Genomic DNA, 26348 nt, shown 5'->3' with positions numbered 1-26348 from the left:
CGGTCAGGAGGCGAGGAGCTCCTGCAGCCCGGCGAGCAGCCGGTCGACGTCGGCGTCGTCGCTGTACGGGGCGAGCCCGACCCGCAGACCACCGGTGTCGCCCAGCCCCAGGTGGCGGCTGGCCTCGATCGCGTAGAACGAGCCGGCCGGGGCGTTGACGCCGCGTTCGGCCAGGAACCGGTACGCGTCCGCGGCATCGCGCCCGGCGAAGGTCAGCAGCAGGGTGGGGGTGCGCCGGGCCGCCCGGGACCAGAGCGTCACCCCGGGCAGCGCCCGGACGCCGTCCTCGATCCGCTCCCGCAGCCGGTCCTCGTGCTGCTCGACGGCGGCCATCGCGGCGACCAGCCGGCTGCGGCGGTCGCCCTCGGGGCCGGCCTGGGCGGCGAGCAGGTCGATCGCCGCCGTGGTGCCGGCCAGCAGCTCGTAGGGCAGCGTGCCCAGCTCGAACCGCTCCGGGACGGCGTCGGTCGAGGGCAGCAGCTTGTCCGGGTGCAGGGTCTCCAGCAGCTCCGGCGCGGCGACGAGGCAGCCGCAGTGCGGGCCGAGGAACTTGTAGGGCGAGCAGACGAGGAAGTCCGCCCCCAGCGCGGTGACGTCGACCGGCGCGTGTGCGGTCAGGTGCACGCCGTCCACCCAGGTCAGGGCCCCGACCTCGTGCGCCAGGGCGGTGATCGCGGCGACGTCGGGGCGGGTGCCGATCAGGTTGGAGGCGCCGGTGACGGCGACCAGCCGGGTCCGCTCGGACAGCAGCGCCCCGACGGTCGCTGGCTCGAGTTCGCCGGTGGCCGGGTCGAAGTCGGCCCAGCGCACGGTGGCGCCCCGGGCCTCGGCGGCCTGCACCCACGGGCGGATGTTGGCGTCGTGGTCCAGCCTGGTCACCACCACCTCGTCGCCGGGCCCCCAGTCGGCGGACAGCACCCGGGACAGGTCGTAGGTCAGCGCGGTGGCGCTGCGCCCGAAGACGACGCCGCCGGGGTCGCCGCCGGTCAGGTCGGCGACCGCCTGCCGGGCCTCCCGCACCACCGCGTCGGCGTTGCGCTCGGCCTGGGTGACCGAGCCGCGGTTGGCCATCGGCTGGGTCATCGTGGCGGCGACCGCCTGCGCGACGACGTCCGGCGTCTGCGAGCCGCCCGGGCCGTCGAAGTGCGCGGCACCGTCGGTGAGGGCGGGAAAGTGGGCGCGGAGTGCTGCGACGTCGAAGCTCACCCGGTCACGCTAGCCGCGGGTGGCGGCGGCCACGATCCGGTCCGGCCGGACCAGCACCGAACGCCTGTCGAGCCAGCGGGCCAGCTCCGGCGAGCCGAGCTGGTCGACCTGCACCACGGGACCGGGCCAGTCCGCCGGCACCGGACCGCCGGCGCTGAGCACCGCCCAGCCGGGGCCGAGCAGGGCGTCCAGCCGCTGGCTGCCGGGGACCGGCGGCTGCGGCACGAGCGACCCGACCGGCGAACCGGGCGCGAGGAGAGGCCGGCGCACCAGCGGGCCCCGCCGCAACGGCGGCGTCCGGCTGGCGGCGGCGAAGGCGGCCAGCCGCGGCAGCCGGCGCACCCCCGTCAGCACAGCCCGGCGGACCAGTGCCGCCCGGTCGCCCCCGCCGGTCATCAGCCGGCCGAGCAGCACCGCCACGCGGATCAGCGCCCGGGCGTGCGGCGCCCGCTCGGCCTGGTGGGTGTCCAGCAGCGCGTCGTCCGCGCCGTCCAGCACCGCCGCCAGCTTCCAGGCGAGCTGGTGCACGTCGCGCAGCCCCAGGCCGAGTCCCTGGCCGATGAACGGCGGGGTCAGGTGGGCGGCGTCGCCGCAGAGCAGCACCCGCCGGTCGCGCCACCGGTCGGCCACCTGGGCGGCGTAGGTGTACTCGGCGGTCCGGACGACGGTGCAGCTCGCCGCACCGAAGCGCCCCAGCAGCGCCGGCAGGTCGAGGTCCGCGGCGGACTCCCCCGCGGCCAGCCGGAACTCCGCGCGGTAGCGGTCACCGGCGATCGGCATGAACGTCGCCGGGCGCACCGGGTCGCAGACCTGGTGCACGCCGGGCCAGACGTCCAGCGGGGCGTCGGCGGCCAGGTCGACCACGAGCCAGCGCTCGGCCGGGCCGAGGTCGTGCATCCACGCCCCGATCAGCCGGCGCACCGTGCTGTTCGCCCCGTCGCAGCCGAGCACGGCGTCGGCGATCAGCTCCTCCTCGACGCCGGTGGTGCGGTCGCGGACGGTGAGACGGACAGGTCCGGGTTGTTCCACGTGCAACACCTCGACGCCGCCGCGCAGCGCGGCCCGGGGCTCGGCGGCCAGCGCGTCGCGCAGCACCGCCTCCAGGTCCGGCTGGCCGAACATCGACGCCTGCGGCCAGCCGTGCGCGCCGTCCCCGCGCCCGAACTCCACGAGCGTGCGGTGCTCGCCGTCCAGCAGGCGCAGCCCGGCCATCGGCCGGCTGACCGCGGCGAACGCCTCGGCGACGCCGGCGGCCTGCAGCACCCGCAGCGACTCGTCGTCCAGGTGCACCGCCCGCGGCTGCGGGTAGGCGGCCGGATGCCGGTCCAGCACCAGGACGTCGACGCCCCGGCGGGCCAGCAGCAGTGCCGCCGTCACCCCGACCGGCCCGGCTCCGACCACCACCACCGTCACGGCGATGAGTCTGCCCGTGGCCCGATCCCGGGACAGTCGGCGGGCCGCAGGCCAGGATGCACGGCATGGACCTGCACCTGACCGCGCCGTTCACCATCGACACCTGGGACGCGGTTCCCGACCCGGAGTCCGCCGAGCCCGGCGCGCCGGCCACCGGCCGGGTCGTGCTCGCGAAGACCTACGAGGGCGAGGACCTCACCGGTTCGGCCACCGGCCACGCGCTCACCACCCAGGGCGAGCGGGGTGCCTCCTACGTGGCACAGGAGCGGATCACCGGCGCCCTGGCCGGGCGGCGGGGCAGCTTCGTGCTGGAGCACGGCGCCACCCTGGGGGACGGCGTGGAGACCACCCAGTGGGCCCGGGTGGTCCCCGGTTCCGGCACCGCTGCGCTCGCCGGGCTGAGCGGGACGGGCACGGTCGCCCACGAGCTGCTCACCCTGGACGTCGTCCTGCCCGACTGACACCCCGCCCCGACCGGGGCGGGGTGTCGACGGGTCACGGCTCGCGGGGCGTCCGGTTCGGGTCGGGGACCAGGTCCGTCTGGTCCCGTCCGTCGCCGGGCGCCCCACCGGTCGTGGCGCTGTCCGCAGGCGATCCGGCCGTGTCGACGAGCTCGTTGTTGGGCTTCCCGGGCGACCGCCGCATCGCGATGATCAGCGCGGCGACCGCGACCAGGAGGACGGCCAGCCAGAGCGTGCTCAGGTTGGCGCCGAACCCGTAGATCAGCACCAGCGAGATCCCACCGGCCATCAGGCAGTAGTAGATCGTCGGCAGGACGGTCTTGCGGATCAGGTCGCCCTCCCGCCCGATCAGACCGACGGTGGCCGACGCCGCCACGATGTTGTGCACCGTGATCATGTTGCCGGCCGCGCCGCCGACCGCCTGGGTGGCGACGACCGTCTCCGGGGTCACCCCGATCTGCTCCGCGGTGGAGAACTGGAACAGCGAGAACATCAGGTTGCTGACGGTGTTGCTGCCGGCGACGAACGCCCCGAGCGCACCGATCCACGGGGCGAACGCCGGCCAGGTGTCACCCGCGATGGACGCGGCGCCCTCGGCCAGGACCAGCGGCATCGACGCCAGCTCCGAGTCGTTGTAGTCGGCGCCGGAGTTGATGAACACCCGGACCAGCGGGAGCGCGAAGAGCAGCGCCACCGCCGCACCGGCCAGCTGACTGCCGGCCACCTTCCACGACGCGGCGATGTCGGCCGGCCGCATCCGGTGGATGGCGTAGGTGATCAGGCAGGTCAGGATGAACAGGAAGCCGGGCAGGTAGACCATCTGCAGCGCCTGGGCGATGCCGGTCCCGAAGATGTCGTCCACGGTGACGACCCGCCAGCCGGTGGTCAGGAACTCGGTGATCGGGTCGATGGTCCGGCTCAGCACCAGCAGGACGGCGACGATGACGTACGGCGTCCAGGCCAGCCAGATGCTCATCTTCTTGCCGGCGACGTCCTTCTCGTCCTCGGGGGAGAGATTGCCCATCCAGTTGGTCGCCCACCGCTGCCGGGCCGGGAAGTCCCAGATCTCCTTCGGCATCAGGAAGCCGCGGCTGGACGCGAACATCACGATGACCAGGCCGATCAGGCCGCCGAGCAGCGACGGGAACTCCGGCCCGAGCACCGCGGCGACGGTCACGTAGGGCACGGTCATCGCGAAGGCGGCGAAGAGCGCGAACGGCCAGATCGCCAGGCCGTCGGCGAACCGCTTCCGCTCGCCGAAGAAGCCGCACAGCATGCAGGCGAGGATCAGCGGGATCAGCGTGCCGATGGTGGCGTGGATGGCGGCCACCTGGAAGCCGATCCGGTCCAGGAACTCGGGGAACTGGATGCCGAGGAACACCGTCCGCTCCTCGACGGCGTCCGCACCGGTCAGCCCGCCGCTGACGCCGACCAGGATGGGCGTGCCGACGGCGCCGAAGCTCACCGGCGTGCTCTGGATGATCAGGCCCACCATGACCGCGGCCATGGCCGGGAAGCCCAGCGCCAGCAGCAGCGGGGCGACGACGGCGGCCGGGGTGCCGAAGCCGGACGCGCCCTCGATGAAGCTGCCGAACAGCCACCCGATGATGATCGCCTGCACCCGGCGGTCGGGGCTGATGCTGGTGAAGCCGGCGCGGATGGTCGCCATCGCGCCGCTCTTGGTCAGCGTCTCCAGCAGCAACAGCGCGCCGAAGACGATGTAGAGCAGCGTCAGGGCCAGCAGCAGCCCCTGCACCGCGGACGCGGCGATCGCGGTCGGGCTCATCTCCCAGACGAACAGGGCGATGACGACCACCACCACGAAACCGATCGGCATGGCCCGCTTGGCGGGCCACCGGAGGCCGGCCAGCAGCACGCCGACCACCAGGATCGGCAGCAGGGCCAGCAGGCTGAGCACTGCGAGGTTGTCCACGTTGACGCCTCTCGTCGGCAGTGTCCGCACCATCGAGGGCGTGCGGATGCTGCTGCACTGTGACGCACCGCACGGTTGCCCGCCACCCCTGCCGGACCCACGGTGCGGTCCCGACCTTGACGGGGCGCGCCTGCCCTGCGCAGGCTGTGATCGAGACCACAACGACGTGGTCGCGACAGACCTGGAGGACACGAGTGAAGACCAAGGGCGCCATCCTGTGGGGAGTCGGCCAGGAGTGGTCGATCGAGGAGATCGAGATCGGGGAGCCCCGCGCCAACGAGGTCACCGTGGAGCTGGCGGCCTCCGGGCTGTGCCACTCCGACGAGCACCTGGTCACCGGGGGCACGCCGGTCGGCTCCTACCCGGTGCTCGGCGGGCACGAGGGCGCCGGCGTCGTCACCGAGGTGGGCCCCGGCGTCACCGGGCTGGCCGTCGGCGACCACGTCGTCACCGCGTTCATCCCGGCCTGCGGGCAGTGCCCGCCGTGTTCCAACGGCCACCAGAACCTGTGCGACCTCGGCGCCAGCCTGCTGGCCGGGACGTCGATCTCCGACGGGTCCTACCGGGTCCAGGCCGGCGGCAAGGACGTCGTCCCGATGTGCCTGCTCGGCACGTTCGCGCCCTACATCACCGTGCACCAGGCGTCAGTGGTCAAGATCGACCCGAGCATCCCGCTGGAGGTGGCCGCGCTGGTCGGCTGCGGCGTGACCACGGGCTGGGGCTCGGCGACCAAGGTGGCCGACGTCAGGCCCGGTGAGACGGTGGTGATCATGGGCGCCGGCGGCGTGGGCATGAACGCCATCCAGGGCGCCGCGGCCGCCGGGGCGCTGCGCGTGGTCGTCGTCGAGCCGGTCGCCGGGAAGCACCAGTGGGCCAAGGACTTCGGCGCCACCCACGTGTTCTCCACCGCCGAGGAGGCCATGCCGGTGGTCAACGAGATGACCTGGGGCCGGATGGCGGAGAAGGCGATCATCACCGTCGGCGACATCCAGGGGGAGGACGTCCAGGCCGCCGTCTCGATGATCGGCAAGGGCGGCCGGGTCGTCGTCACCGGCATGGGCAACGCGGCCAACATGGACGTGAAGCTCAACCTCTTCGAGTTCACGCTGCTGCAGAAGGACCTTCAGGGAGCGATCTTCGGCGGCGCGAACCCGCGTGCGGAGATCCCCGCCCTCCTCGCCCTCTACCAGGCAGGCCAGCTCAAGCTCGACGGGCTGGTCACGCAGAAGTACTCGCTGGAGGACATCAACCAGGGGTACCAGGACATGCGCGACGGCAAGAACATCCGCGGGATGGTCGTCTACACCGACGCCGACCGCTGATCGCGCCCGCGCCCCGTCGGTGGACGGGGCGCGGGCCGCACGGCGACCCCCGCCCGGGCCGGGTCGAGGGGGACGGCGGAGCGCAGCACGGCAGGACCGATCCGCAGGACGCCGTTCGTCCGGGGTGCGCACCGCACCCCACCACGGCCCCGCAGGCCGCGGTGCGCACCGGGCGCCAGGACCAGGTCCATCCACGCGCACGGGTGGGCCGGCCGCCCACCGGCGAGGACGACGACGCCCTCGCCGCAGTCCAGGCTGAACGGCTGCCCGCGCAGCGCCTCGACCTCCGCGCCCCGCAGGACGACGTTGCGGCGGGCCGCGAGCGGGTCGAACGGCGCCGGGGTCCCGAGTGCACTGCCCAGCTCCTGCGCCAGGGCCTCCAGCGCCTCGACGGCCAGCACGGTCACCGAGGCGTCCCGGTGGGCGGGACGGCCGAAGTAGCGGTCACCGACGACACCGAGGCCGGCGCGCACCTCGACCCGGTCCTGCGACTCGACCGGGCGGGCCGCGACCTCGGCGGCCGGCCGCCCGTCGTAGCGGTGTGCCGGCGAGGCGAGCAGCCCGACGACCTCGACGTCGTAGCGGTACGGCAGGTCGTCGGCCACCCGCCGATCGTCCCCCCTCGGCCCTGCCCCACCACAATGGCCATTTCGGTGGTGCTGCCGGGGGCCGACGTCGCGACCTCGGCCCCTCTCAGCGGTCGGCGGTGCGGTGGATGGGGCCGGCGACCTCGGCCAGCCGCTCGCCGGTGCCGCCCCAGCGGCCGGCGATGATCTCCGCGGCGATGCTCACCGCGGTCTCCTCGGGGGTGCGGGCGCCCAGGTCCAGTCCGATCGGTGAGGCGAGACGGACCAGTTCGTCCTCGGTCAGCCCGGCCTCCCGCAGCCGCGCCAGCCGCTCGTCGTGGGTGCGCCGCGACCCCATCGCGCCGATGTAGGCCACCGGCAGCCGCAGCGCGACCTCCAGCAGCGGGACGTCGAACTTCGGGTCGTGGGTGAGCACGCAGAGGACCGTGCGCTCGTCGATCGCCTCGGCGTCCACCTGGGCCTGCAGGTACTTGTGCGGCCACTCCACGACGACCTCGTCGGCGTCGGGGAAGCGGCGGGCGGTGGCGAACACCGGCCGCGCATCGCACACGGTCACCCGGTAGCCGAGGAAGGACCCCACCCGGGCGACGGCGGCGGCGAAGTCGATCGCGCCGAAGACCACCATCCGGGCCGGTGGGGCGAAGGAGGAGACGAACAAGGTGAGCTCGTCACCGCGCCGCTCGCCGTCGTGGCCGTAGGTGAGGGTCGCCGTCCGACCGGCGGCGAGCATGCCGCGGGCGTCGTCGGCGACGGCGTCGTCCAGCCGCTGGAGGCCGAGGGTGCCCGAGGCTCGATCGGGCCAGAGCACCAGCCGCTTGCCCAGCCGGTCGGCCGGCCCGCGCACGCAGGTGACGACGGCGACCGGCTCGTGCGCGCCCACCGACGCGGCGACGTCGCCGAGCTCGGGGAACGACTCCCGGGAGATCGCCTCCACGTAGACGTCGAGGATCCCGCCGCAGGTCAGGCCGACGGCGAAGGCGTCGTCGTCGCTGACCCCGTACCGCTCCAGGGTGGGTTCGCCGCTGGCCAGGACGTCCTGCGCCTCGGCGTACACCGCGCCTTCGACGCAGCCGCCGGAGACGCTGCCGACCGCCGTCCCGTCCGGGCCGACCAGCATGGACGCCCCAGCCGGCCGCGGCGCGGAACGCCAGGTGCCCACCACGGTGCCCACGCCGACGGTCTCCCCCGCCTGCCACCACCCGACCAGGTCGTCCAAGACATCACGCACGAGAGAGCTCCTTCCGGCCTCGTCCAGAGGCTCGTCCCGAGCCCGCGAGGGATGAGGAGGACGAGGTCCTTCCACCTTCAGGCATGGGTGATCACTCCTGCCAGTTCCTCGAAGGCGGCCAGGCTGTGCCCGGCGACGAAGCAGTCGATCGACGGCAGCGCCGCCACCATCCCACCGGTCAGCGGCTCGTAGCCGGCCCGGCCCTTGTGCGGGTTCACCCAGACGACGGCGTGCGCGAGCCGGGCCAGCCGGGCCATCTGCTCGCCCAGCAGCTCCGGTCCCCCGCGCTCCCAGCCGTCGCTGCAGACGACCACGATCGCGCCGCGGGCGGTGCCGCGCTGGCCCCAGCGGTCCAGGAAGGCCTTGAGCACCTCGCCGATCCGGGTGCCGCCGGACCAGTCGGGGATCGCCGAGCCGCTGGCGGCCAGCGCCTTGTCCGGGTCGCGCAGCCGCAGCTCCCGGGTGACCCGGGTCAGCCGGGTGCCGATGGTGAACACCTCGGTACTGGCCGGCCGGGCCCGGACGGCGGCGTGCGCGAACCGCAGCAGCGCGTCGGCGTAGGGGCTCATCGACCCGGAGACGTCGATCAGCAGCACCACCCGGCGCGGGCGCGGGCGGGCCCGGTGGCGCACCAGCCGGGTGATCTCCCCGCCGTCGCGCAGCGCCCGCCGCACCGTGCGCGCCTGGTGGATCGAGCCGTGCGCCGACGGGCTGCGGCGCCGCGAGGCGCGCATCGGGGTGGCCGGGGCCAGCAGCGCGAACAGCCGGCGCAGCTGGTCGCGCTCGGCGATGGTCAGCTCGGCGACGTCCCGGTGCCGGAGCACCTCCTCTCCACTGGCCTGGGTGGCGAGCTCGGTGGGCTCCCCGCCCTCCTGGCTGCCCTCGCCGGTCTGCAGCGGCGCGGACTGGGCCACCCGCTGCTCCTCCGCCCCCGACGGTCGGCGCGCCCGCGGCGCCTCGCCCCCGAAGTACGCGGCGAACCCGGCGTCGTAACGCTCCAGGTCGTCGGGGCTCGCGCACAGCGTCAGCCGGCCCGACCAGTAGACGGCGGTGGGATCGAGGACGTCGAGGTGCGCGACCGCGGCGAGCATCGCCTCGACCCGGTCGGGGGAGGCGTCGACGCCGGCGTGCCGCAGCGTGCGGGCGAACCCGAGCACCGTGGTGACGACGTCCCGCCGCTGGTCAGCCGCCACCGAAGAGCGCTCCCCGGGCGAGTGCGTGCACGCGGTCGGTGTCCTCCCGGTACTTCAGCACCGCGCCCAGCGTGCGGGCCGCGGTGTCCGGGTCCAGCTCGCGGGCGCCGAGGGCGTGCAGCGCCGTCGCCCAGTCCATCGCCTCGGCGACCCCGGGCGGCTTGAGCAGGTCGAGCTCGCGGAGCCGGGCCGTGGCGCGGGCGACCTGACGGGCCAGCTCCTCGGTGACGTCGGGCAGCCGGCGGCGCAGGATCGCCACCTCGCGCTCGAAGTCGGGGTGCTCCAGCCAGTGGTAGAGGCAGCGGCGCTTGAGCGCGTCGTGCACCTCGCGGGTGCGGTTGGAGGTGAGGACGACGAGCGGCGGCGTCTGCGCGTGGATCGTCCCGAGCTCCGGGATGGAGATGGTGAAGTCGCTGAGCACCTCGAGCAGGAAGGCCTCGAACTCGTCGTCGGCCCGGTCGACCTCGTCGATGAGCAGCACCGACGGGGAGTCCTCCAGCGCCTGCAGCAGCGGGCGGGCCAGCAGGAACCGCCGGTCGTAGAGGGATGCCTCCAGCTCCTCGGCGCGTTCGGCCGTACCGGCGGCCTCGGCGGCGCGCAGGTGCAGCAGCTGACGGCCGAAGTCCCAGTCGTAGAGGGCGTGGCTGGCCTCCAGCCCCTCGTAGCACTGCAGCCGGTAGATCGGCCGGCCGGTCACGTCGGCGAGCGCCCGGGCCAGCGCCGTCTTGCCGACCCCGGCCTCGCCCTCGAGGAACAGCGGACGGTGCATGACCAGCGCCAGGTAGGCCGCCGTCGCCAGGCCCTCGTCGGGCAGGTAGCCGGTGGCCTCGAGAGAAGCGGCCAGCGCGGCGGGGTCGGCGGGCAGGGTGGGCTCGGTCACAGGTCGCAGCATCCCACCCGCGCCCCGGCCGCGATCAGTCCGCTGTCATCACCGTCAGGTAGTCGTCGTAGCTGGCGATGACGTCCTCCAGGTCCACGGCCTCCGGGAAGTCGGCCACGTCCTGGTGCTTGCGCAGGAACTGCACCGTGCGCAGCACCACGTCCTCCTCGTCGTCGGCGCCCAGCTGGTCCATCACCTCGGGCGTCACCCTGAACCAGGTGCGCACGTCCTCCAGCTCGCTCAGCTGGGTCACGAGGTAGCCGTGCTCACCCTGGGCATCGATCTCGATGTCGTCGGCCATGCACCCCGACCTACCCGCGTCTCGGCGGCCAAACGCCCGGACGGCGATGAGCGCAGGCGCCTACGGCAAGGGCCCGCCCGGGTTGAGCTGCCTCGTCGACCGTTGAGCCGCGTCGGGGCCCGGCTCCACGGTCGGTCCGGCGGCTCAGGGTCGGCCTGGCCGTGGCGCCCGAGCGGGTCGAGCAAGATGGGGTCCATGCCGGACCTCTCCCTCGGTGACGACCTGCGGGCCCTCGTCGACGCATCCCCCTCCCCATCGCACGCCGTCGCGGAGCTGGCCCGGCGGCTGGGCGCGGCCGGCTTCACCGAGCTGGCCGAGGCCGACCGGTGGGAGCTGGCCCCCGGCGGGCAGCACTTCGTCGTCCGGCACGGCAGCCTGATCGCCTTCCGGGTGGGCAGCGCGTCGCCGGCCGAGGCGGGGCTGCGGCTGGTCGGCGCGCACACCGACTCCCCCACGTTCAAGGTGCGGCCGCGCGAGGACGTCCGGCAGGCCGGCTACCGGCTGGTCGGCGTCGAGCCCTACGGCGGCGGGCTCTGGCACACCTGGCTGGACCGGGAGCTCACCGTGGCCGGCCGGGTGGCGTTGCGCGGCGGCAGCACCGCCCTGGTCCGGCTGCCGGGTGCGCCCCTGCGGCTGCCGTCCCTGGCCATCCACCTCGACCGCGGCGTCCGTGACGGCCTGAAGCTGGACCCGCAGCGTGAGCTCGTGCCGGTCTGGTCCCAGGACCTGGGCACCGAACCGGGCCTGCGGGAGGCGCTGGCTGCGGCGGTGGGCGCAGCCGTGCAGGACGTCGTGGGGCACGACCTGGTGCTCGCCGACACCCAGCCGGCCGCCCGCACCGGCGCCGACGGCAGCTGGGTCGCCGCGCCGCGGCTGGACAACCTGGCCAGCTGCCATTCCGGGGTGACGGCGCTGGTCGCCGCGGCGGCCACCCGCCGCACGCAGCTGCTGGTCGCCAACGACCACGAGGAGGTGGGCAGCGGCTCGATGTCCGGGGCGCGCGGCAGCTTCCTGGAGGACGTCGTCCGCCGACTGGTGGCGGTCCTGGACGCCGGTGACCCGCAGGCCCTCCCCCGGGCCCTGGCGCAGTCCCGGCTGGTCTCGGCGGACATGGCCCACGCGCTGCACCCCACCCGGGCCGACCGGCACGAGCCGGGCCACCAGCCGCAGCTGGGCGGCGGGCCGGTGCTGAAGGTGAACGCGAACCAGGCCTACGCCACCGACGCGGTCACCAGCGGCTGGTTCGCCGAGCGCTGCGCGGAGGCGTCGGTGCCGGTGCAGTGGTTCGTCACCCGGGCCGACCTGCCCTGCGGGAGCACGATCGGCCCGCTGACGGCCACCCGGCTGGGCATCGCGACGGTCGACGTCGGCGCGCCGATGCTGGCCATGCACTCGGCCCGGGAGCTGGCCTCGGCCCTGGACGTCCCGCTGATGGTCGGCGCGCTGACCGCCTGCTTCACCGACTGACCGGTCCCCGCGCGGGTCAGGTGCCGAGGCGCCGGCGGCCGGTGACCCGGCCGACCCCGACGGCGACCAGCAGCGAGCCGAGGAACAGGCCCACGGCGATCAGCAGCGCGCCCACCATGAAGAGCCCGGTCTCGTCCTGGAGGCCTGCGTCGACCGTCCAGCAGAGGGTGAACGGCACGGTCACCACCAGCGCCGCGACCAGTGGCCGCTGCACCCATCCGGCCAGCACCGCGGCGGCCAGCAGGGTCAGCACGGAACCGGCCACCTGCCACGTCTCGTAGGGGCCGGAGGTCGTGTTGGTGACCGGGTCGACCTGGTACTCCCGGTCCCAGGCCAGCCACGCAGCCCAGGCGAGCACGCTGAGCGCGGCCGCTGCGGCGGTCCAGGTGCTTCGACGTCCGGTCATGCGGCGGAGGATAGGGCGGCGGGCGCCTCGCCGGTGGGACGCCGGTCAGGCGCGAGCGGCGATCGCGGCGAGGTCCAGGCCGGGGTCGAGGGCGCCGTACTCCAGGCTGCGGTCGGGCCCGAGCCGGGCGGAGACGAAGGCGTCGGCGACAACGGCCGGCGCCTCGCGGATCAGCACGGCGCCCTGCAGGGCGAGCGCCAGCGCCTCCACGACCCGGCGGGCGTGCTGCGGCGCGCTCCCCGGGTCGGCCTGCACCCGGCCGATCAGGGCCCGGGTCGCCTGCACGTGGGCGTCGAAGGCCCGGTGCTCACCCAGCGCCGAGGAGACCTCCCGGTCGACGGCGGCCACCGACTCCGGCTCGCGGGCCACCGCCCGGAGGACGTCGAAGGCGATCACGTTCCCCGAGCCCTCCCAGATCGCCATCACCGGCTGCTCCCGGTAGCGGCGGGCCAGCGGGAACGCCTCGGTGTAGCCGTTGCCGCCCAGGCACTCCAGCGCCTCGTAGGCGTGGTGCGGCCCGCGCTTGCAGACCCAGTACTTGGCGACGGCGGTGGCCAGCCTGCGGAACGCGACCGACTCGGCGTCCTCGCGGTCGTACGCCGCGGCCAACCGGAGCGCGGTCCAGGTGGCGGCCTCGGCCTCCAGCTGCAGGTCGGCGACGACGGCGGTCATCGCCGGCTGGTCGATCAGCGGAGCGCCGAAGGCGCTGCGGTGCCGGGTGTGCCAGGCCGCCTCGGCGACGGCCTGCCGCATGCCGGCGGCGCTGCCCAGCACGCAGTCCAGCCGGGTCTGGCCGACCATCTCGATGATGGCGCGGACCCCGCGCCCCTCCTCGCCGACGAGCCGGCCGACGGTGTCCTCGAGCTCGATCTCGGAGGAGGCGTTCGACCGGTTGCCCAGCTTGTCCTTGAGCCGCTGGATGCGGAACACGGTGCGCTCCCCGCCCGGCAGCACCCGGGGCACCAGGAAGCAGGAGAGGCCGGCGGCGGTCTGGGCGAGCACCAGGAATGCGTCGGACTGCGGGGCCGAGCAGAACCACTTGTGCCCGGTCAGCCGCCAGGTGCCGTCGCCGGCGTCGACCGCCCGGGTGGTGTTGGCCCGCACGTCCGAGCCGCCCTGCTTCTCCGTCATCGCCATGCCGAAGACCGCGGAGGGCTTGGTGGCCGGGTCGCGCAGCTCCGGGTCGTAGTCCCGGGAGAACACCCTGGGCAGCCACTCGTCGGCCAGCTCCGGCGTCGTCCGCAGCGAGGGGACGACGGCGTGGGTCATGCTCACCGGGCAGGCGTGCCCGGGCTCGACCTGGGCGAAGAGCATGAACACCGCCGCCCGGGCGACGTGCGCGCCGGGCCGCGGGTCGGACCAGCAGCTGGTGTGCGCGCCGTGCGCGACCGCCGCGGCGCTGATCCGGTGGTAGGCGGGGTGGAACTCGACCGCGTCGACCCGGTTGCCCCAGCGGTCGTGGGCGGCGAACACCGGCGGGTGGGTGTTGGCCAGCTCGGCGTCCCGCTGGAAGTCGGCCTGCCCGACGAGCGACCCGACCTCGGCGAGGTGCGTATCCGCCCAGCCGGCGTCGTAGCGCGAGACCGCCTCGTTCAACGCCGGGTTGGTCGAGTACTCGTCCAGGCCGACCCGCGGCGGCGCCTGGTTGAGGACCTCGTGCGTGCTGCCCACTGCGCCTCCGCTCCGACCTGGTCCCCGCCCCGTGGAGTGGACCACGACTGGCCGGGTGAACGGGCGGCAACGGACAGGTGGCGACTTGTTGCAACCGACTCGCAACAACTACGGTCCTGCGAGGTCTTCGCAACAAGCGTGGTCCGCCGCCGTCCGAACGGAGCCCCGTTGTCCTCCCGCGCCCGATCCCTGGTGGCCCTCGCCGTGACCACGGCAGCGCTCACCGCCTGCACCGCGCCCGGCACGGGCGGCGGCACCGGCGGCGACGACGCCGGCACCGACCGCCTGGTGCTCGCCGACGCCTACGAGCCCGAGCTGTTCAACCCGGTCGCCGGCCACGGCGAGACCGGGTACTCCCGGGTCTACGACGGCCTGGTCCGCCTCGCCGGCGGCAGCGCGGGCATCCCCGAGCTGGAGCCGTCCCTGGCCACCGAGCTGCCGCGCGGCAACGCCGACGCCACCGAGTGGACCGTCCCGCTGCGCGCGGGAGTCACCTTCAGCGACGGGACGACCTTCGACGCCGAGGACGTCGTGGCCACCTACGCGGCGGTGCTCGACCCGGCGTCGGCCTCCCCCATCGCCGGCAACTACGCGATGGTCGACAGCGTCGAGGCGGTCGATCCGCAGACCGTCGTCTTCCGGCTGGCGTACCCCTACGTGCCCTTCCCGAGCAAGCTGCTGCTCGGCATCGCACCCGCGGAGGCGCTGGCCACCCCGGGCCCGGCGGAGGCCTCCCCGCTGAACACCGCCCCGATCGGCACCGGCCCGTACGTGCTGGCCGAGCGCCAGGGCGACCAGACCGTCTTCCGGGCCAACGCCGGCCACTGGGACGGCGCCCCGGAGGTCGAGGAGCTGGTCGTCGTGTACGTCCCCGACGACAACACCCGGGCGCAGCGGATGGCCAGCGGCGAGTTCGACGGGACGACGCTGCCGCCGCTGCTGGCCGACACCCTCGCCGACGACGAGGGGCTGACCGTGGTCGGCCACCCGTCGGCCGACTGGCGCGGGGTCGCCCTCCCCGCCGGCGACCCGGTCACCGGCGACCCGGCCGTGCGGCTGGCGCTGAACGCCGCCGTCGACCGCGACGCGATCGTCTCCTCGGTGCTCGGCGGCCATGGCGAGGCGGCTTCCACGTTCGTGCCGGCGGTGTTCGGCGAGTTCACCGAGCCCTCGGCCGTCTTCACCCACGACCCGGACGCGGCCCGGCGGCTGCTGGACGAGGCCGGCTGGGTGCCCGGCCCGGACGGCGTCCGGGTGCGCGACGGGCAGCGGGCGGAGTTCACCGTCATGTACTTCCCGGAGGACACCCTGCGCCGGGACCTCGCCCAGGCCTTCGCCTCCGACGCGCTCGCCGTCGGCGTCGAGGTGGACCTGGAGGCGGTGGACCGGCCGCAGTTCCGCCCGCGCATCCCGGTCGACGGGTCGCTGCTCGGCGGCGGCGACGTCCCCTACGACCCGGACACCCAGCTGTACGCCGCCCTGCACTCCTCCTTCACCGCCGACGGCGTGGGCGGCCCGTTCGACAACCCGAGCGACTACCGCAACCCGACCGTGGACGCCGCCCTGGACCGGGCCCGCCGCAGCACCGACCAGGCCGAACGGGTCGCCGACTACCGCGAGGTCCAGCGGCAGCTCGTCGCCGACCCGCCGGCGGTGGTGCTCGTCTTCCTCGAGCACGTCTACGTGATGAAGGACGACGGCTGGACCGGCACCGAGCCGGTGCTGGAGCCGCACTCGCACGGGGTCAGCTGGGGCCCGTGGTGGAACCTGCGCGACTGGCGGCGCGACGGGTGACACTCACCGAGCTCCCGGCCCTCCGGGTCGACGACGCCCCGCCTGCCGCGGCGCCCCGGCCCCCGCGGGCGCGGTGGCGGGCGGCCGGGCGGCTGGCCCGACGCCGGCTGCTGTTCGTCGTCCCGGTGCTGGTCGTCGTCTCCGGCGGGGTGTTCGCCGTCGCGGCCGCCTCGCCGTTCGACCCGCTGGCCGGGTACCTGGGCGACCGGTACCTGACCGCGAGCGAGCAGGCCCAGGCCCGGATCGCCGACGAGCTGGGCACCGGGCGCCCCTGGTGGCAGCAGTACGGCGACTGGCTGGGCGGGCTGCTCACCGGAGACCTGGGGGTGTCCCGCTCCTTCGGGCAGCCGGTGGCCCAGGTGCTGGCCGAGCGGCTGCCCTGGACGCTGCTGCTGACCGGCGTGTCGCTGGGCCTCGCCGTCCTCACCGCGCTGCTGCTCGGCACCTGGAGCGCCGCCCGCCGCGGCGGCTGGGTCGACCGGGTGGTCACCTCGGCCTGCCTGCTGCTGCAGGCGGTGCCGCCGTTCGTCCTCGCCCTCGGCGCGGTGGCGCTGTTCGCCCTCGGGCTGGCCTGGCTGCCCGTCGCCGGGCTCACCGACGCCGGCGCCGAGCTCACCGTCGGCCAGGTGGCCCGGCACCTGGTGCTGCCCGCCGCCGTCCTCGCCGCCTCGCAGCTGCCCTGGCTGCTGCTCAACGTGCGCCAGTCGCTGCTGGCCGCGCTCGCCGACGACGCGGTGCTCGCCGCCCGCGCGCGGGGGCTCGCCGAGTCGACGGTGGTGCTGCGGCACGCCCTGCCCACCGCACTGCTGCCGTTCGTCACCCTGCTGGGCGCCCGACTGCCCGAGCTGGTCGTCGGCGCGGTGCTGGTCGAGGAGGTGTTCAGCTGGCCGGGGCTGGCGCAGGCCGTGGTCACCTCCGCCACCGAGCTCGACTTCCCGCTGCTGGCCGTGCTGACCCTGCTGACCACCGCCGCGGTGCTGCTCGGCTCGCTGCTGGCCGACGTGGCCTACGTGCTGCTGGACCCCCGGGTGGCCGCAGATGGCTGACCGCCGCCTGCGCGCCGGCGTCGCCCTGGTCGTGCTGCTGGCCGGCTACGCACTGCTGGTGCCCTGGCTCGCCGGGGTCGACGACCGGGTCACCGACTTCGCCGCCGCCCGGCAGGGACCCAGCTGGGCACACCTGTTCGGCACCGACTCCGCCGGACGGGACCTGTTCGTCCGCACCGCCGCCGGGCTGCGGGTCTCCCTGCTCATCGCCGTGGTCTGCGCACTGTTGTCGGTGCTGATCGGCGCCCTGGTCGGGGCGCTCTCGGCCGCCGCCGGCGGCTGGGTCGACCGGCTGACGATGCGGGTGGTCGACGGGGTGAACGCCGTGCCGCACCTGCTGCTGGGCATCGTGCTCGTCGCGCTGTTCCGCGGCAGCCTGGTCGCGATCATCGCCTCGATCGCGCTGACCCACTGGACGCAGGTGGCCCGGATCGTCCGGGCGGAGGTGCTGTCGCTGCGCGACCGCGAGCACGTGGACGCCGCCCTGCTCGGCGGGGCGACCCGCTGGCGGGTGGTCCGCCGGCACCTGCTGCCCGCCGCGCTGCCGCAGGCGCTGGTCGCCGCCGTGCTGCTGCTGCCGCACGCGGTCTGGCACGAGTCGACGCTGAGCTTCCTCGGCCTCGGGCTGCCCCCGCACGCGGCCAGCCTGGGCACGCTGCTGCAGGAGGCGCGGAGCTCGCTGCTGCTCGGCGGCTGGTGGACCCTGGTCTTCCCCGCGCTCGGCCTGGTGCTGGCCACCCTGGCCGTGGCCGCGATCGGGGCCGCCCTGCGCGACCGCACCGCCCGCCCCGAGCGCGCCGGAGCCCAGCTGTGACCGCCCCCGCGCTCACCGTCGCCGACCTCTCCGTGCGCTTCCCGACCGACGGCCGGCGGGCCGGCCGGGGTGCCAGCCGGCGGGCCGGCAGCGCCGTGCACGCCGCCACCGACGTCTCCTTCGCGCTGCGCCCGGGCCGGGTGCTCGCGCTGGTCGGGGAGAGCGGCTGCGGGAAGTCGGTGCTGGCCGCCGCGCTGCTGCGGCTGCTGCCCGCCGATGCCGTGGTCACCGGGCGGGCACTGCTGCGCACGGACGGTCCGGACGTCGACCTGCTGACCGCACCCGGCCGGGTGCTCCGCCGGACCGTCCGCGGCCGGCGGGTGGCGCTCGTCCCGCAGTCGGCCGCGACCGCGCTCACGCCGGTGCGGACCGTGCGGGCCCAGCTGGAGGAGACGGTCGGCGAGCTCAGCCCCGGCGTGGACCGCCGGCAGCGCGCCGACGAGCTGGCGCTCCGGGTCGGCCTGGCCCCGGCCGACCTGGACCGCCACCCGCACGAGCTCTCCGGCGGCATGGCGCAGCGGGTGGTCACCGCCCTCGCGCTGGCCGGCGACCCCGAGGTGGTGCTGGCCGACGAGCCGACCGCGGGACTCGACCGCCCGCTGGTCGACCGCACCCTGCGACTGCTGCGCGAAGTGGCCGACGCGGGGTGCGCCGTCCTGCTGATCACCCACGACCTGGGAGCCCTCCAGCGCTCGCCCGGGCTCGTCGACGACCTGGCGGTGATGTACGCCAGCCGGCTGGTCGAGACCGGCCCGGCCGACGCCGTGCTCGCCGGCCCGGCGCACGACTACACCCGGGCCCTGCTGGGCGCGCTGCCCGCCGGTGGGCTGGTCCCGATCCCCGGGTCCCCGCCCGCGCTGACCGACCTGCCGCCGGGGTGCGCGTGGCACGCCCGGCGTCCGGACAGCGGACCCTGTGACGGCGGCGGGACCGTGCACGTCGACGGCCCCCGGGCCACCCGCTGCCGACCGCCGGGAGGCTCCCCGTGCTGACCCTGACCGGCGTCGACGCCGGCTACGAGCCCGGCCGACCGGTGCTGCGCGGCGTGGACCTGCGGGTGACCCCGGGGGAGGTGGTCGGCCTGTCCGGCCCGAGCGGTACCGGCAAGACCACCCTCGCCCGCGTCGCCGCGCTGCTGCTGGCTCCGCAGCGGGGCACGGTCGAGATCGACGGTGTCGCCGCCTCCGGCGTCCGCTACGCCCGGGACCCGCGGCTGCGCACCGCCGTCGGGATGGTGTTCCAGTCGCCCCGCCGCTCGGTGGACGCCCGGCTGCGGCTGCGCGACGTGGTCGCCGAGCCGCTGCGGCTGCGCGGGCTCCCGACCGCCGGGCGGGCCGGCGCTGCGGCCCGTGCGGCGCGGGTCGCCGACCTCGCCGGCCGGGTGGGGCTCACCGCGGATCTGCTCGACCGGCGGCCGCACGAGGTGAGCGACGGGCAGCTGCAGCGCGCCTGCCTGGCTCGCAGCCTGGCGTCCGGGCCGCGGTACCTGGTCTGCGACGAGATGACCGCGATGCTCGACGCCTCGACGACGGCCGCGCTGGTCGGCGTGGTCGGCGCCGAGGTGCGCGCCGGCCGGCTCGGCGTGCTCGCCATCAGCCACGACGACGCCCTGCTCGACGTCTGGGCCGACCGCGTCGTCGCGCTGGGAGCCGGAGCAGCAGCTGCGGGGCCGGCCTGATCCGTGGCCCGGGGGTTCAGCTCGGCACGCCCTGGGCAGGGCGCGAGGGTGGGGCCGCGGACGGCGGCCCGGCTCGACGACGGATGGGAAGACGATGCAGGCGACGTTCGTGGTGCTCGGCGGGACGGGCGACCTCACCGGGCGCCTGCTGCTCCCGGGGCTGGCCCAGCTGGTCCAGGCCGATGCGCTGGACGACGGCGTCGACGTGCTGGCGGTGGGTCGAGACGACTGGTCGGAGCAGGAGTACCGGGAGTGGGCGGGGGAGCGGCTCGCCGAGCACGGGGCACAGGTGCCCGAGCAGGCCCGCGACCAGCTGGTCAGCCGGCTCGGCTACCAGCGCGGTGACGTCACCTCCCCCGACGACCTCCGGCAGGTGCTGGCCCGGGTGCCGGGTCGCCCGGTGCTCTACCTCGCCCTGCCGAACACCGTCTTCCTGCCCACCCTGGAGGCGCTCACCGAGGTCGAGCTCCCCGAGGGGACGACGATCGCCGTCGAGAAGCCCTTCGGTCGCGACGAGGCCGACGCCCGGCAGCTGAACGCCGTCCTGCACCGGCTGGTCCCGGAGGAGCGCGCCTTCCGCACCGACCACTTCCTGGCCAAGCAGACCGTGCTCAACGTGCTCGGGCTGCGCTTCGCCAACCGGCTGTTCGAGCCGGTCTGGAACGCCTCGCACATCGACCGGGTGGAGATCGTCTTCGACGAGACGCTCGGCCTCGAGGGGCGCGCCGGGTACTACGACACGGCGGGCGCACTGCGCGACATGCTGCAGAACCACCTGCTCCAGCAGCTGTCCATCGTCGCGATGGAGCCGCCGAACGCGGTCGACGGCCCGAGCCTGTCCGCACGCAAGGCCGACGTGCTGCGGGCGGTCCGGCCCCCGGCCGACATGGCCCGGGACACCGTCCGCGGGAAGTACACCGCCGGGACGGTGCAGGGCCGGGAGCTGCCCGACTACACCAGCGAGGAGGGGGTCGACCCGGCGCGGGAGACCGAGACCCACGCCGAGTTCACCGTCACGATCGACAACTGGCGCTGGGCGGGCGTCCCGTTCCGGTTGCGCAGCGGCAAGGCGCTCGGCGCGGGCCGGCGGGAGATCGCCGTCTGGTTCAAGCCGGTGCCGCACCTGGCCTTCGGCGACCAGCAGCTCCAGCCCGACGTGCTGCGGCTGGGGCTCGACCCGGACCACGTCACCCTGGAGCTCAACCTCAACGGGGCGGGCGAGCCGTTCGACCTGGAGCGCCGCGCCCTGGACATCGACCTGGCCCCGAACGACCTGTCGGCCTACGGGCTGCTGCTCCGCGAGGTGCTGGCCGGGGACGCCACCCTGTCGATCAGCGACGTGGAGGCCGAGCAGTCCTGGCGGATCGTCGAGCCGGTCCTCGCCGCCTGGTCGAAGGGCGAGGTGCCGTTGCAGGAGTACCCGGCCGGGTCGGCCGGCCCCGCGCCGGACTGAGACCCGCTACGTCGGGGGCTCCAGCTGGAACAGCCGGTGGACCACCTCCACCCAGGCGCTCCGGACCTCCGCGGGCCGGTCCGCGACGAGGTCCCGGATGCAGGCCAGCACCCCGCGCCCCTCGCCGACGACGCCCTGGAACGCCAGGCCGAACACCAGCGACCGGATCTCCTCGAGCTGCAGACCGGCATCGATCAACGGCTGGACGACCCACTGGTGTTCGTCCCTCGCGAGCGACTCCACACCACAGGTTCGCCGTGAGGGGCCGGCTCGGATGCAGACGGCCGGATGCGGACACGACGGGGACCGGCAGCAGGTCTCCGGTCCCGCGCACGTAGCGTGAAGGGCATGAGCCGTTCCCGCCGCGACCCCGGCACGCTCCCCGCACTGGCGCCCACTGGCCTGCGGGTCGTCGCCCTGGGTGGTCTGGGTGAGATCGGCCGCAACATGACCGTCTTCGAGCACGCCGGCAAGCTGCTGATCGTCGACTGCGGCGTGCTGTTCCCGGAGGAGCACCAGCCCGGGATCGACGTGATCCTCCCCGACTTCACCTCGATCCGGGACCGGCTGGACGACGTGGTGGCGGTCGTGCTGACCCACGGGCACGAGGACCACATCGGCGGCGTCCCCTACCTGCTGCGGGAGCGGCGGGACATCCCCGTCATCGGGTCGAAGCTGACGCTGGCCTTCATCGAGGCCAAGCTCAAGGAGCACAAGATCACCCCGGTGACCGAGCAGGTCGCGGAGGGCGACGAGCTGCGGCTTGGCCCCTTCGACCTGGAGTTCCTGGCGGTCAACCACTCCATCCCCGACGCGCTCGCGGTGGCGATCCGCACCGCGGCCGGCCTGGTGCTGCACACCGGCGACTTCAAGATGGACCAGTTCCCCCTGGACCAGCGGATCACCGACCTGCGCGGGTTCGCCCGGCTCGGCGAGGAGGGGGTCGACCTCTTCCTCACCGACTCCACCAACGCCGACGTGCCCGGCTTCACCACGTCCGAGGGTGAGCTCACCCCGGCGATCGACACGGTCTTCCGGACCGCCCCCAAGCGGGTCATCGTGTCCAGCTTCGCCAGCCACGTGCACCGCATCCAGCAGGTGCTCGACGCCGCGCAGGAGCACGGCCGAAAGGTCGCCTTCGTCGGCCGGTCGATGGTCCGGAACATGGGGATCGCCCGCGACCTGGGCTACCTGCGGGTGCCCAAGGGCCTGGTCGTGGACATGAAGGTGCTGGAGAAGCTGCCCGCCGACCAGGTGTGCCTGATCTGCACCGGCTCGCAGGGCGAGCCGATGGCGGCGCTGTCCCGGATGGCCAACCGGGACCACGTCATCCGGATCTCCGAGGGCGACACCGTGCTGCTGGCCAGCTCGCTGATCCCGGGCAACGAGAACGCCATCTACCGGATCATCAACGAGTTCACCAAGATCGGCGCCAACGTCGTCCACAAGGGCAACGCCAAGGTGCACGTCTCCGGGCACGCCAGCGCCGGCGAGCTCGTGTACTGCTACAACCTCGTCAAGCCGCGCAACGTCATGCCGGTGCACGGGGAGTGGCGGCACCTGCGGGCCAACGCCGACCTGGCGATCCGCACCGGGGTCCACCCGAACGGGGTGGTCATCGCCGAGGACGGCTCCGTGGTCGACCTGGTCGACGGCCGGGTCTCGATCACCGGCAAGGTGCCCGCGGGCAACGTCTACGTCGACGGTTCGACCGTCGGTGGGGCGACCGAGGCCTCGCTCAAGGACCGGCGCACCCTGGCGGAGGAGGGCGTCATCACCGTCGTGGCGATCGTCGACGCCACCACCGGGCAGCTCGCGGAGGCCCCCGACTTCCTCGCCCGCGGTTTCGTCCACGAGGCGGAGTCCTTCGACGCGGCCGTGCCGCTGATCGAGCGGGAGCTGGCCCGTGCGGCGGCCGACGGCGTCAAGGACGCCGCACAGCTGGAGCAGCTGATCGCCAAGGCCGTCAGCAACTGGGCGAACCGGTCCCACCGCCGCACGCCGATGATCATCCCGGTGGTCATCGACGCCTGAGTCGCCGCCCGGCCCGGTCCGCTGCCCACGCGGACCGGGCCGTCGCGACGTCAGCGGAGGGGAGCGAGCAGCCCTGGGTGCGCTCCGCGATGGCTCTCGATGCGGTTCCGACCGCGGGCCTTCGCCCGGTAGAGAGCGCGGTCGGCCTGGCCGATGAGGGCCTCGGCGTCGCCGTCCTGCGCGGTGGCCACGCCGATGGAGACGGTGAGCCGGTCGGTGGACGCGGACACCAGCTGCCGGATCCGGTCGGCGATCAGCAGGCTGTCGGCGTGATCGGCGTCCAGCACGACGGCGAACTCCTCACCGCCGATACGGTGCACGCCGTCCGCGCTCCGGCAGGCCTGCTGCAGCGCCCGGGCGACGCGAGCGAGGGCGCGGTCCCCGGCGGGATGACCGTGCCGGTCGTTGTAGGACTTGAAGTGGTCGACGTCGGCCAGCACCAGGGTGACCCCCGCCGGGTCCCCGTGACGGCGACGGCCGACCATCCCCTGCAGGCGGTCGCGCAGGTCGTCGTCGAAGGCCCCCCGGTTGCCCAGTCCGGTCAGTGCGTCGGTGCGGCAGCGTTGCTCGAGCTCCTCGATGACCCTCCGGGAGCGCCGGGTGTGCCGGTGGAGCAGCACCAGGGCCGCCGTCCCGGGCAGCACGGCGGCGAGCCGCCCTGTGGCGGTCCCCGTCGACCACCGCGCCGCACCCCGGCCGTTCGAGCGGGGCGAGGCGAGCAGCGGGAGTGTCGTCAGCACCACGATCTGCCCGGCGGTGCGCACCGCGCCGCGGGGCGGGTGGTCGCTCACCTGGACCGGTCGGCCGACGGCGGCGTGGCCAGCGGTCGACCAAGGGCCACGGCCCGGCCGATGGCGGTTCCGCGCGCGAGGGCGCTCGCGTCGGGCTGTGGCCCCATCGGCGGCGGCGTGAGGGTCCGACAGGCGGTGGGGGCCAGCAGCGCGCGCAGCCTGCTCGCCGCCGGTCGGCTCGTGCGGCCGACGGGTCGGTGGATGCCGACGGCCCGGTCGGCGAGGCCCTCGAGGCCGTCCAGCTCGGAGCTCGGCGCCGGGACCGAGGTGGTCGTGTCGGGGTCGGGGTCGGCACCGGTCGCCAGTGCGGCCTCGCGCATCTCGTCGCTGGTGACCGGACCATGTCCGAATGCGGCCTCGATGTGGTCGAGGACCTGGGTGCGGGTCGTCGTCATGGCGTTCCCCTCGGTGTGGGTGCGGGTGGGTTCAGGTGCGGGACCGAGGGCGGACCGCACGAGGGCGGTACTCGGCCGGCAGCGGCGCATTGGCGCGCTCGGACCGCAGCAGCGCCTCGGCGTCGCACGCCGTGCAGCAGTGCGTCTCGGTCCAGCCGACGACGGACAGCTGGGTCCCTCGGGAGAACTGGGTGAGCACCTGTGGCCGCAGCACCAGGTCCGTGCCGGCGCAGGTCGCGCACCGCAACTGGCGATCACGCAGGAACCGGCGCCCGCAGGTGCCGCAGGTGATGCCGATGCCCTCGACACCGCGGTCGCCGACGAGGTCGTCCCTCTCACCACAGTGGGGGCACTCGATGTGCAGGGGCATGGACGTCCTCCTCTGTCGAGGGCTGCGCACCGGAGCTCTGCGCTCGACTCTAACCTGACGTGAGTGTTGAGTGCACGTCACTCGGACGCACACTCGTCCCCGGCGGGATCGTGCGCCCCGCGAACAGGCGAGCGCCGAGCACCTCCGGGCGCGACAGGCCGGTGAGCAACCCCACCACACACTTCCCTGACGTGAGGGTTATGTTGTTCCCGACGACGGCGGGCACAGCGGCCCGTTGATTCCGGACCACCGACGTTCCGGGCCCCGCCTCCGGCGGCTCCGCGCCCCGATGTCGGACCGATGAAGCGCACGTCCCCGGACGCCGCGCGACCCCAGCTCTCCTGGCGCCCTGCGGCGCCGCCCCCAGCGCCCGCGGGCGCACGACCCGAAGACGGTGGCATGTCCTCTGCACTGCTGTCGCGGCCCGAGCCGCGCCTGACCCGACCCACCTGGCTGTCGCCGCGCGTCGCGCGCACCGAGGTCCTCGCCGGGATCGTCGTGGCCCTGGCGTTGATCCCCGAGGCGATCAGCTTCTCCATCCTGGCCGGGGTCGATCCCCGCGTCGGCCTCTTCTCCTCCTTCGTGATGGCCGTGGTGATCTCCTTCACGGGAGGCCGTCCGGCGATGATCACCGCCGCCACCGGGGCCATCGCCCTCGTGGTCGCCCCCTTGGCACTGGAGTACGGGGTCGAGTACCTGCTCGCGGCCGTCGTCCTCGGCGGCGTCTTCCAGGTGCTCCTGGGCCTGTCCGGGTTCGCCCGGCTGATGCGGTTCATCCCGCGCAGCGTCATGGTCGGCTTCGTCAACGCGCTGGCGATCCTGATCTTCACCGCGCAACTGCCGTACCTGGTCGACGTCTCCTGGCTGGTCTACCCGATGGTGGCCGCGGGCCTGGCGATCATCTTCCTGCTCCCGCGGTTCACGACCGCGATCCCGGCGCCGCTGGTGTCGATCGTGGTGCTCACCGGGCTCACCGTGGCCGCCGCCCTGACCGTGCCGAACGTCGGCGACCAGGGGGAGCTGCCCGACAGCCTGCCGTTCTTCGGCATCCCGGACCTGCCGTTCACCTGGGAGACGCTGACGATCATCGCCCCCTACGCCCTGGGCGTCGCCTTCGTCGGGCTCATGGAGTCGCTGATGACGGCAAAGCTCGTCGACGACCTCACCGACACCCCGTCGAACAAGACCCGCGAGTCCTGGGGCCAGGGTGTCGCGAACATCGCCTCCGGCCTCTTCGGCGGCATGGGCGGCTGCGCCATGATCGGCCAGACGATGATCAACGTGAAGTCCGGCGCCCGCACCCGGCTGTCCACCTTCCTGTCCGGGGTGTTCCTGCTGGTCATGGTCGTCGTCCTCGGCGACATCGTCGCGCTCATCCCGATGGCCGCCCTCGTCGCCGTGATGATCTTCGTGGCCATCGCGACGTTCGACTGGCACAGCCTGCGGACCATCCACACGATGCCCCGCAGCGAGACGATCGTGATGGTCTCCACCGTCGCGGTCACCCTGATCACCCACAACCTCGCCATCGGCGTCGGCACCGGCGTGCTGGTGGCCTGCGTGCTGTTCGCCCGCCGGGTCGCCCACCTCGTCGAGGTCACCAGCGTCACCGACCCCGACGGCGACACCCGGGTGTACGTGGTGCGCGGTGCGCTCTTCTTCGCCTCGAGCAACGACCTCTACACCCAGTTCGACTACGCCGGCGACCCGGAGAACGTCGTGATCGACCTCTCCGAGGCCCACGTCTGGGACGCCTCCACGGTGGCCGCCCTGGACGCCATCACCCACAAGTACGCCACTCGCGGCAAGCAGGTGGAGGTCATCGGCCTCAACGGGCACTCGGCCTCCCGCTACGAGCGGCACAGCGGGCAGCTGGCCGGCGCGCACTGACCCCGGCCGACCCGC

The 26348-nt window shown here is 74.4% G+C and carries 25 protein-coding genes; 11 read left to right on the top strand and 14 right to left on the bottom strand.

Annotated elements, in window-relative coordinates:
* Window positions 1-3: 3 nt before the first annotated feature.
* Window positions 4-1206 carry a cysteine desulfurase-like protein gene (locus tag O2W18_RS12415; protein ID WP_269187835.1) on the bottom strand — a complete coding sequence of 401 codons (1203 nt, stop codon included), beginning with the start codon at window positions 1204-1206 and terminating at the stop codon, window positions 4-6.
* 9 nt (window positions 1207-1215) lie between these two features.
* Window positions 1216-2619, bottom strand: coding sequence for a bifunctional 3-(3-hydroxy-phenyl)propionate/3-hydroxycinnamic acid hydroxylase (locus O2W18_RS12410; RefSeq protein ID WP_269187834.1), 1404 nt, complete (start codon window positions 2617-2619; stop codon window positions 1216-1218).
* Window positions 2620-2684: 65 nt separating this feature from the next.
* Here O2W18_RS12410 and O2W18_RS12405 point away from each other — a divergent pair, with 65 nt between their 5' ends.
* Entirely contained in the window at window positions 2685-3080 is a 396-nt protein-coding gene (locus O2W18_RS12405) for a DUF3224 domain-containing protein (protein ID WP_269187833.1), read from the top strand.
* A 34-nt stretch (window positions 3081-3114) separates the two neighbouring features.
* Here the strand turns inward: O2W18_RS12405 and O2W18_RS12400 are convergent, their stop codons facing one another.
* Window positions 3115-5013: an L-lactate permease gene (locus tag O2W18_RS12400; RefSeq protein WP_269187832.1), complete on the bottom strand. Its 1899-nt coding sequence runs from the start codon at window positions 5011-5013 to the stop codon at window positions 3115-3117.
* 194 nt (window positions 5014-5207) lie between these two features.
* On the opposite strand from O2W18_RS12400, the gene O2W18_RS12395 reads away from it, so the two are divergent.
* Window positions 5208-6335 carry an NDMA-dependent alcohol dehydrogenase gene (locus O2W18_RS12395; RefSeq protein WP_269187831.1) on the top strand — a complete coding sequence of 376 codons (1128 nt, stop codon included), beginning with the start codon at window positions 5208-5210 and terminating at the stop codon, window positions 6333-6335.
* Here O2W18_RS12395 and O2W18_RS12390 read toward each other — a convergent pair.
* The 5 genes from O2W18_RS12390 to O2W18_RS12370 all read right to left on the bottom strand — a co-directional run bounded on the left by O2W18_RS12390 (window position 6314) and on the right by O2W18_RS12370 (window position 10524).
* Entirely contained in the window at window positions 6314-6940 is a 627-nt protein-coding gene (locus tag O2W18_RS12390) for a molybdenum cofactor biosysynthesis protein (protein ID WP_269187830.1), read from the bottom strand. The genes O2W18_RS12395 and O2W18_RS12390 overlap by 22 nt on opposite strands.
* Before the next feature lie 88 nt (window positions 6941-7028).
* Window positions 7029-8150: an XdhC family protein gene (locus O2W18_RS12385; protein ID WP_269187829.1), complete on the bottom strand. Its 1122-nt coding sequence runs from the start codon at window positions 8148-8150 to the stop codon at window positions 7029-7031.
* A 77-nt stretch (window positions 8151-8227) separates the two neighbouring features.
* Window positions 8228-9343, bottom strand: a complete 1116-nt coding sequence (locus tag O2W18_RS12380; protein WP_269187828.1) for a vWA domain-containing protein — start codon at window positions 9341-9343, stop codon at window positions 8228-8230.
* A complete protein-coding gene (locus O2W18_RS12375; RefSeq protein ID WP_269187827.1) occupies window positions 9333-10223 on the bottom strand; it encodes an AAA family ATPase in 891 nt (296 codons plus the stop codon). Before O2W18_RS12375 ends, O2W18_RS12380 begins: the two co-directional genes overlap by 11 nt.
* 34 nt (window positions 10224-10257) lie before the next feature.
* A complete protein-coding gene (locus tag O2W18_RS12370) occupies window positions 10258-10524 on the bottom strand; it encodes a hypothetical protein (protein ID WP_269187826.1) in 267 nt (88 codons plus the stop codon).
* 195 nt (window positions 10525-10719) lie between these two features.
* On the opposite strand from O2W18_RS12370, the gene O2W18_RS12365 reads away from it, so the two are divergent.
* On the top strand, window positions 10720-11991 hold the full coding sequence (locus tag O2W18_RS12365) for a M18 family aminopeptidase (RefSeq protein WP_269187825.1): 1272 nt from the start codon (window positions 10720-10722) through the stop codon (window positions 11989-11991).
* 16 nt (window positions 11992-12007) lie between these two features.
* Here O2W18_RS12365 and O2W18_RS12360 read toward each other — a convergent pair whose 3' ends face one another.
* Both O2W18_RS12360 and O2W18_RS12355 read right to left on the bottom strand, forming a co-directional pair.
* Complete coding sequence (locus O2W18_RS12360; protein ID WP_269187824.1) at window positions 12008-12397, bottom strand: hypothetical protein; 390 nt, start codon at window positions 12395-12397, stop codon at window positions 12008-12010.
* Between the two features lie 45 nt (window positions 12398-12442).
* Window positions 12443-14068, bottom strand: coding sequence for an acyl-CoA dehydrogenase family protein (locus tag O2W18_RS12355; RefSeq protein WP_269187823.1), 1626 nt, complete (start codon window positions 14066-14068; stop codon window positions 12443-12445).
* Window positions 14069-14272: 204 nt separating this feature from the next.
* Here O2W18_RS12355 and O2W18_RS12350 point away from each other — a divergent pair, with 204 nt between their 5' ends.
* The 6 genes from O2W18_RS12350 to O2W18_RS12325 all read left to right on the top strand — a co-directional run bounded on the left by O2W18_RS12350 (window position 14273) and on the right by O2W18_RS12325 (window position 20853).
* Window positions 14273-15862, top strand: coding sequence for an ABC transporter substrate-binding protein (locus O2W18_RS12350; RefSeq protein ID WP_269187822.1), 1590 nt, complete (start codon window positions 14273-14275; stop codon window positions 15860-15862).
* Window positions 15859-16908, top strand: a complete 1050-nt coding sequence (locus O2W18_RS12345; RefSeq protein ID WP_269187821.1) for an ABC transporter permease — start codon at window positions 15859-15861, stop codon at window positions 16906-16908. The genes O2W18_RS12350 and O2W18_RS12345 overlap by 4 nt, the downstream gene beginning before the upstream one ends.
* Complete coding sequence (locus O2W18_RS12340; RefSeq protein WP_269187820.1) at window positions 16901-17722, top strand: ABC transporter permease; 822 nt, start codon at window positions 16901-16903, stop codon at window positions 17720-17722. The genes O2W18_RS12345 and O2W18_RS12340 overlap by 8 nt, the downstream gene beginning before the upstream one ends.
* Complete coding sequence (locus O2W18_RS12335) at window positions 17719-18714, top strand: ABC transporter ATP-binding protein (RefSeq protein ID WP_269187819.1); 996 nt, start codon at window positions 17719-17721, stop codon at window positions 18712-18714. The genes O2W18_RS12340 and O2W18_RS12335 overlap by 4 nt, the downstream gene beginning before the upstream one ends.
* Complete coding sequence (locus O2W18_RS12330; RefSeq protein ID WP_269187818.1) at window positions 18708-19400, top strand: ABC transporter ATP-binding protein; 693 nt, start codon at window positions 18708-18710, stop codon at window positions 19398-19400. The genes O2W18_RS12335 and O2W18_RS12330 overlap by 7 nt, the downstream gene beginning before the upstream one ends.
* A gap of 94 nt (window positions 19401-19494) precedes the next feature.
* Complete coding sequence (locus O2W18_RS12325; RefSeq protein WP_269187817.1) at window positions 19495-20853, top strand: glucose-6-phosphate dehydrogenase; 1359 nt, start codon at window positions 19495-19497, stop codon at window positions 20851-20853.
* A 6-nt stretch (window positions 20854-20859) separates the two neighbouring features.
* Here O2W18_RS12325 and O2W18_RS12320 read toward each other — a convergent pair whose 3' ends face one another.
* Entirely contained in the window at window positions 20860-21051 is a 192-nt protein-coding gene (locus O2W18_RS12320; RefSeq protein WP_269157842.1) for a hypothetical protein, read from the bottom strand.
* Between the two features lie 150 nt (window positions 21052-21201).
* Between O2W18_RS12320 and O2W18_RS12315 the strand changes: the two genes are divergently transcribed.
* Window positions 21202-22887 carry a ribonuclease J gene (locus O2W18_RS12315; protein ID WP_269187816.1) on the top strand — a complete coding sequence of 562 codons (1686 nt, stop codon included), beginning with the start codon at window positions 21202-21204 and terminating at the stop codon, window positions 22885-22887.
* A gap of 50 nt (window positions 22888-22937) precedes the next feature.
* Here the strand turns inward: O2W18_RS12315 and O2W18_RS12310 are convergent, their stop codons facing one another.
* Genes O2W18_RS12310 through O2W18_RS12300 form a run of 3 tightly spaced genes read right to left on the bottom strand, consistent with a single transcriptional unit; the run spans window position 22938 to window position 24443 of the window.
* The gene (locus O2W18_RS12310; RefSeq protein WP_269187815.1) at window positions 22938-23678 is read right to left on the bottom strand and encodes a GGDEF domain-containing protein; all 741 of its coding nucleotides are present in this window, start codon (window positions 23676-23678) and stop codon (window positions 22938-22940) included.
* Complete coding sequence (locus O2W18_RS12305) at window positions 23675-24073, bottom strand: hypothetical protein (protein ID WP_269187814.1); 399 nt, start codon at window positions 24071-24073, stop codon at window positions 23675-23677. The genes O2W18_RS12310 and O2W18_RS12305 overlap by 4 nt, the downstream gene beginning before the upstream one ends.
* 31 nt (window positions 24074-24104) lie before the next feature.
* Complete coding sequence (locus O2W18_RS12300; RefSeq protein WP_269187813.1) at window positions 24105-24443, bottom strand: hypothetical protein; 339 nt, start codon at window positions 24441-24443, stop codon at window positions 24105-24107.
* A gap of 399 nt (window positions 24444-24842) precedes the next feature.
* Between O2W18_RS12300 and O2W18_RS12295 the strand changes: the two genes are divergently transcribed.
* Window positions 24843-26333, top strand: coding sequence for a SulP family inorganic anion transporter (locus O2W18_RS12295; protein ID WP_269187812.1), 1491 nt, complete (start codon window positions 24843-24845; stop codon window positions 26331-26333).
* Window positions 26334-26348: the final 15 nt, after the last annotated feature.

The sequence above is a fragment of the Modestobacter sp. VKM Ac-2983 genome (assembly GCF_026967885.1).
GTDB lineage: Bacteria > Actinomycetota > Actinomycetes > Mycobacteriales > Geodermatophilaceae > Modestobacter.
This window is presented reverse-complemented; position numbering and strand designations above follow the sequence as displayed.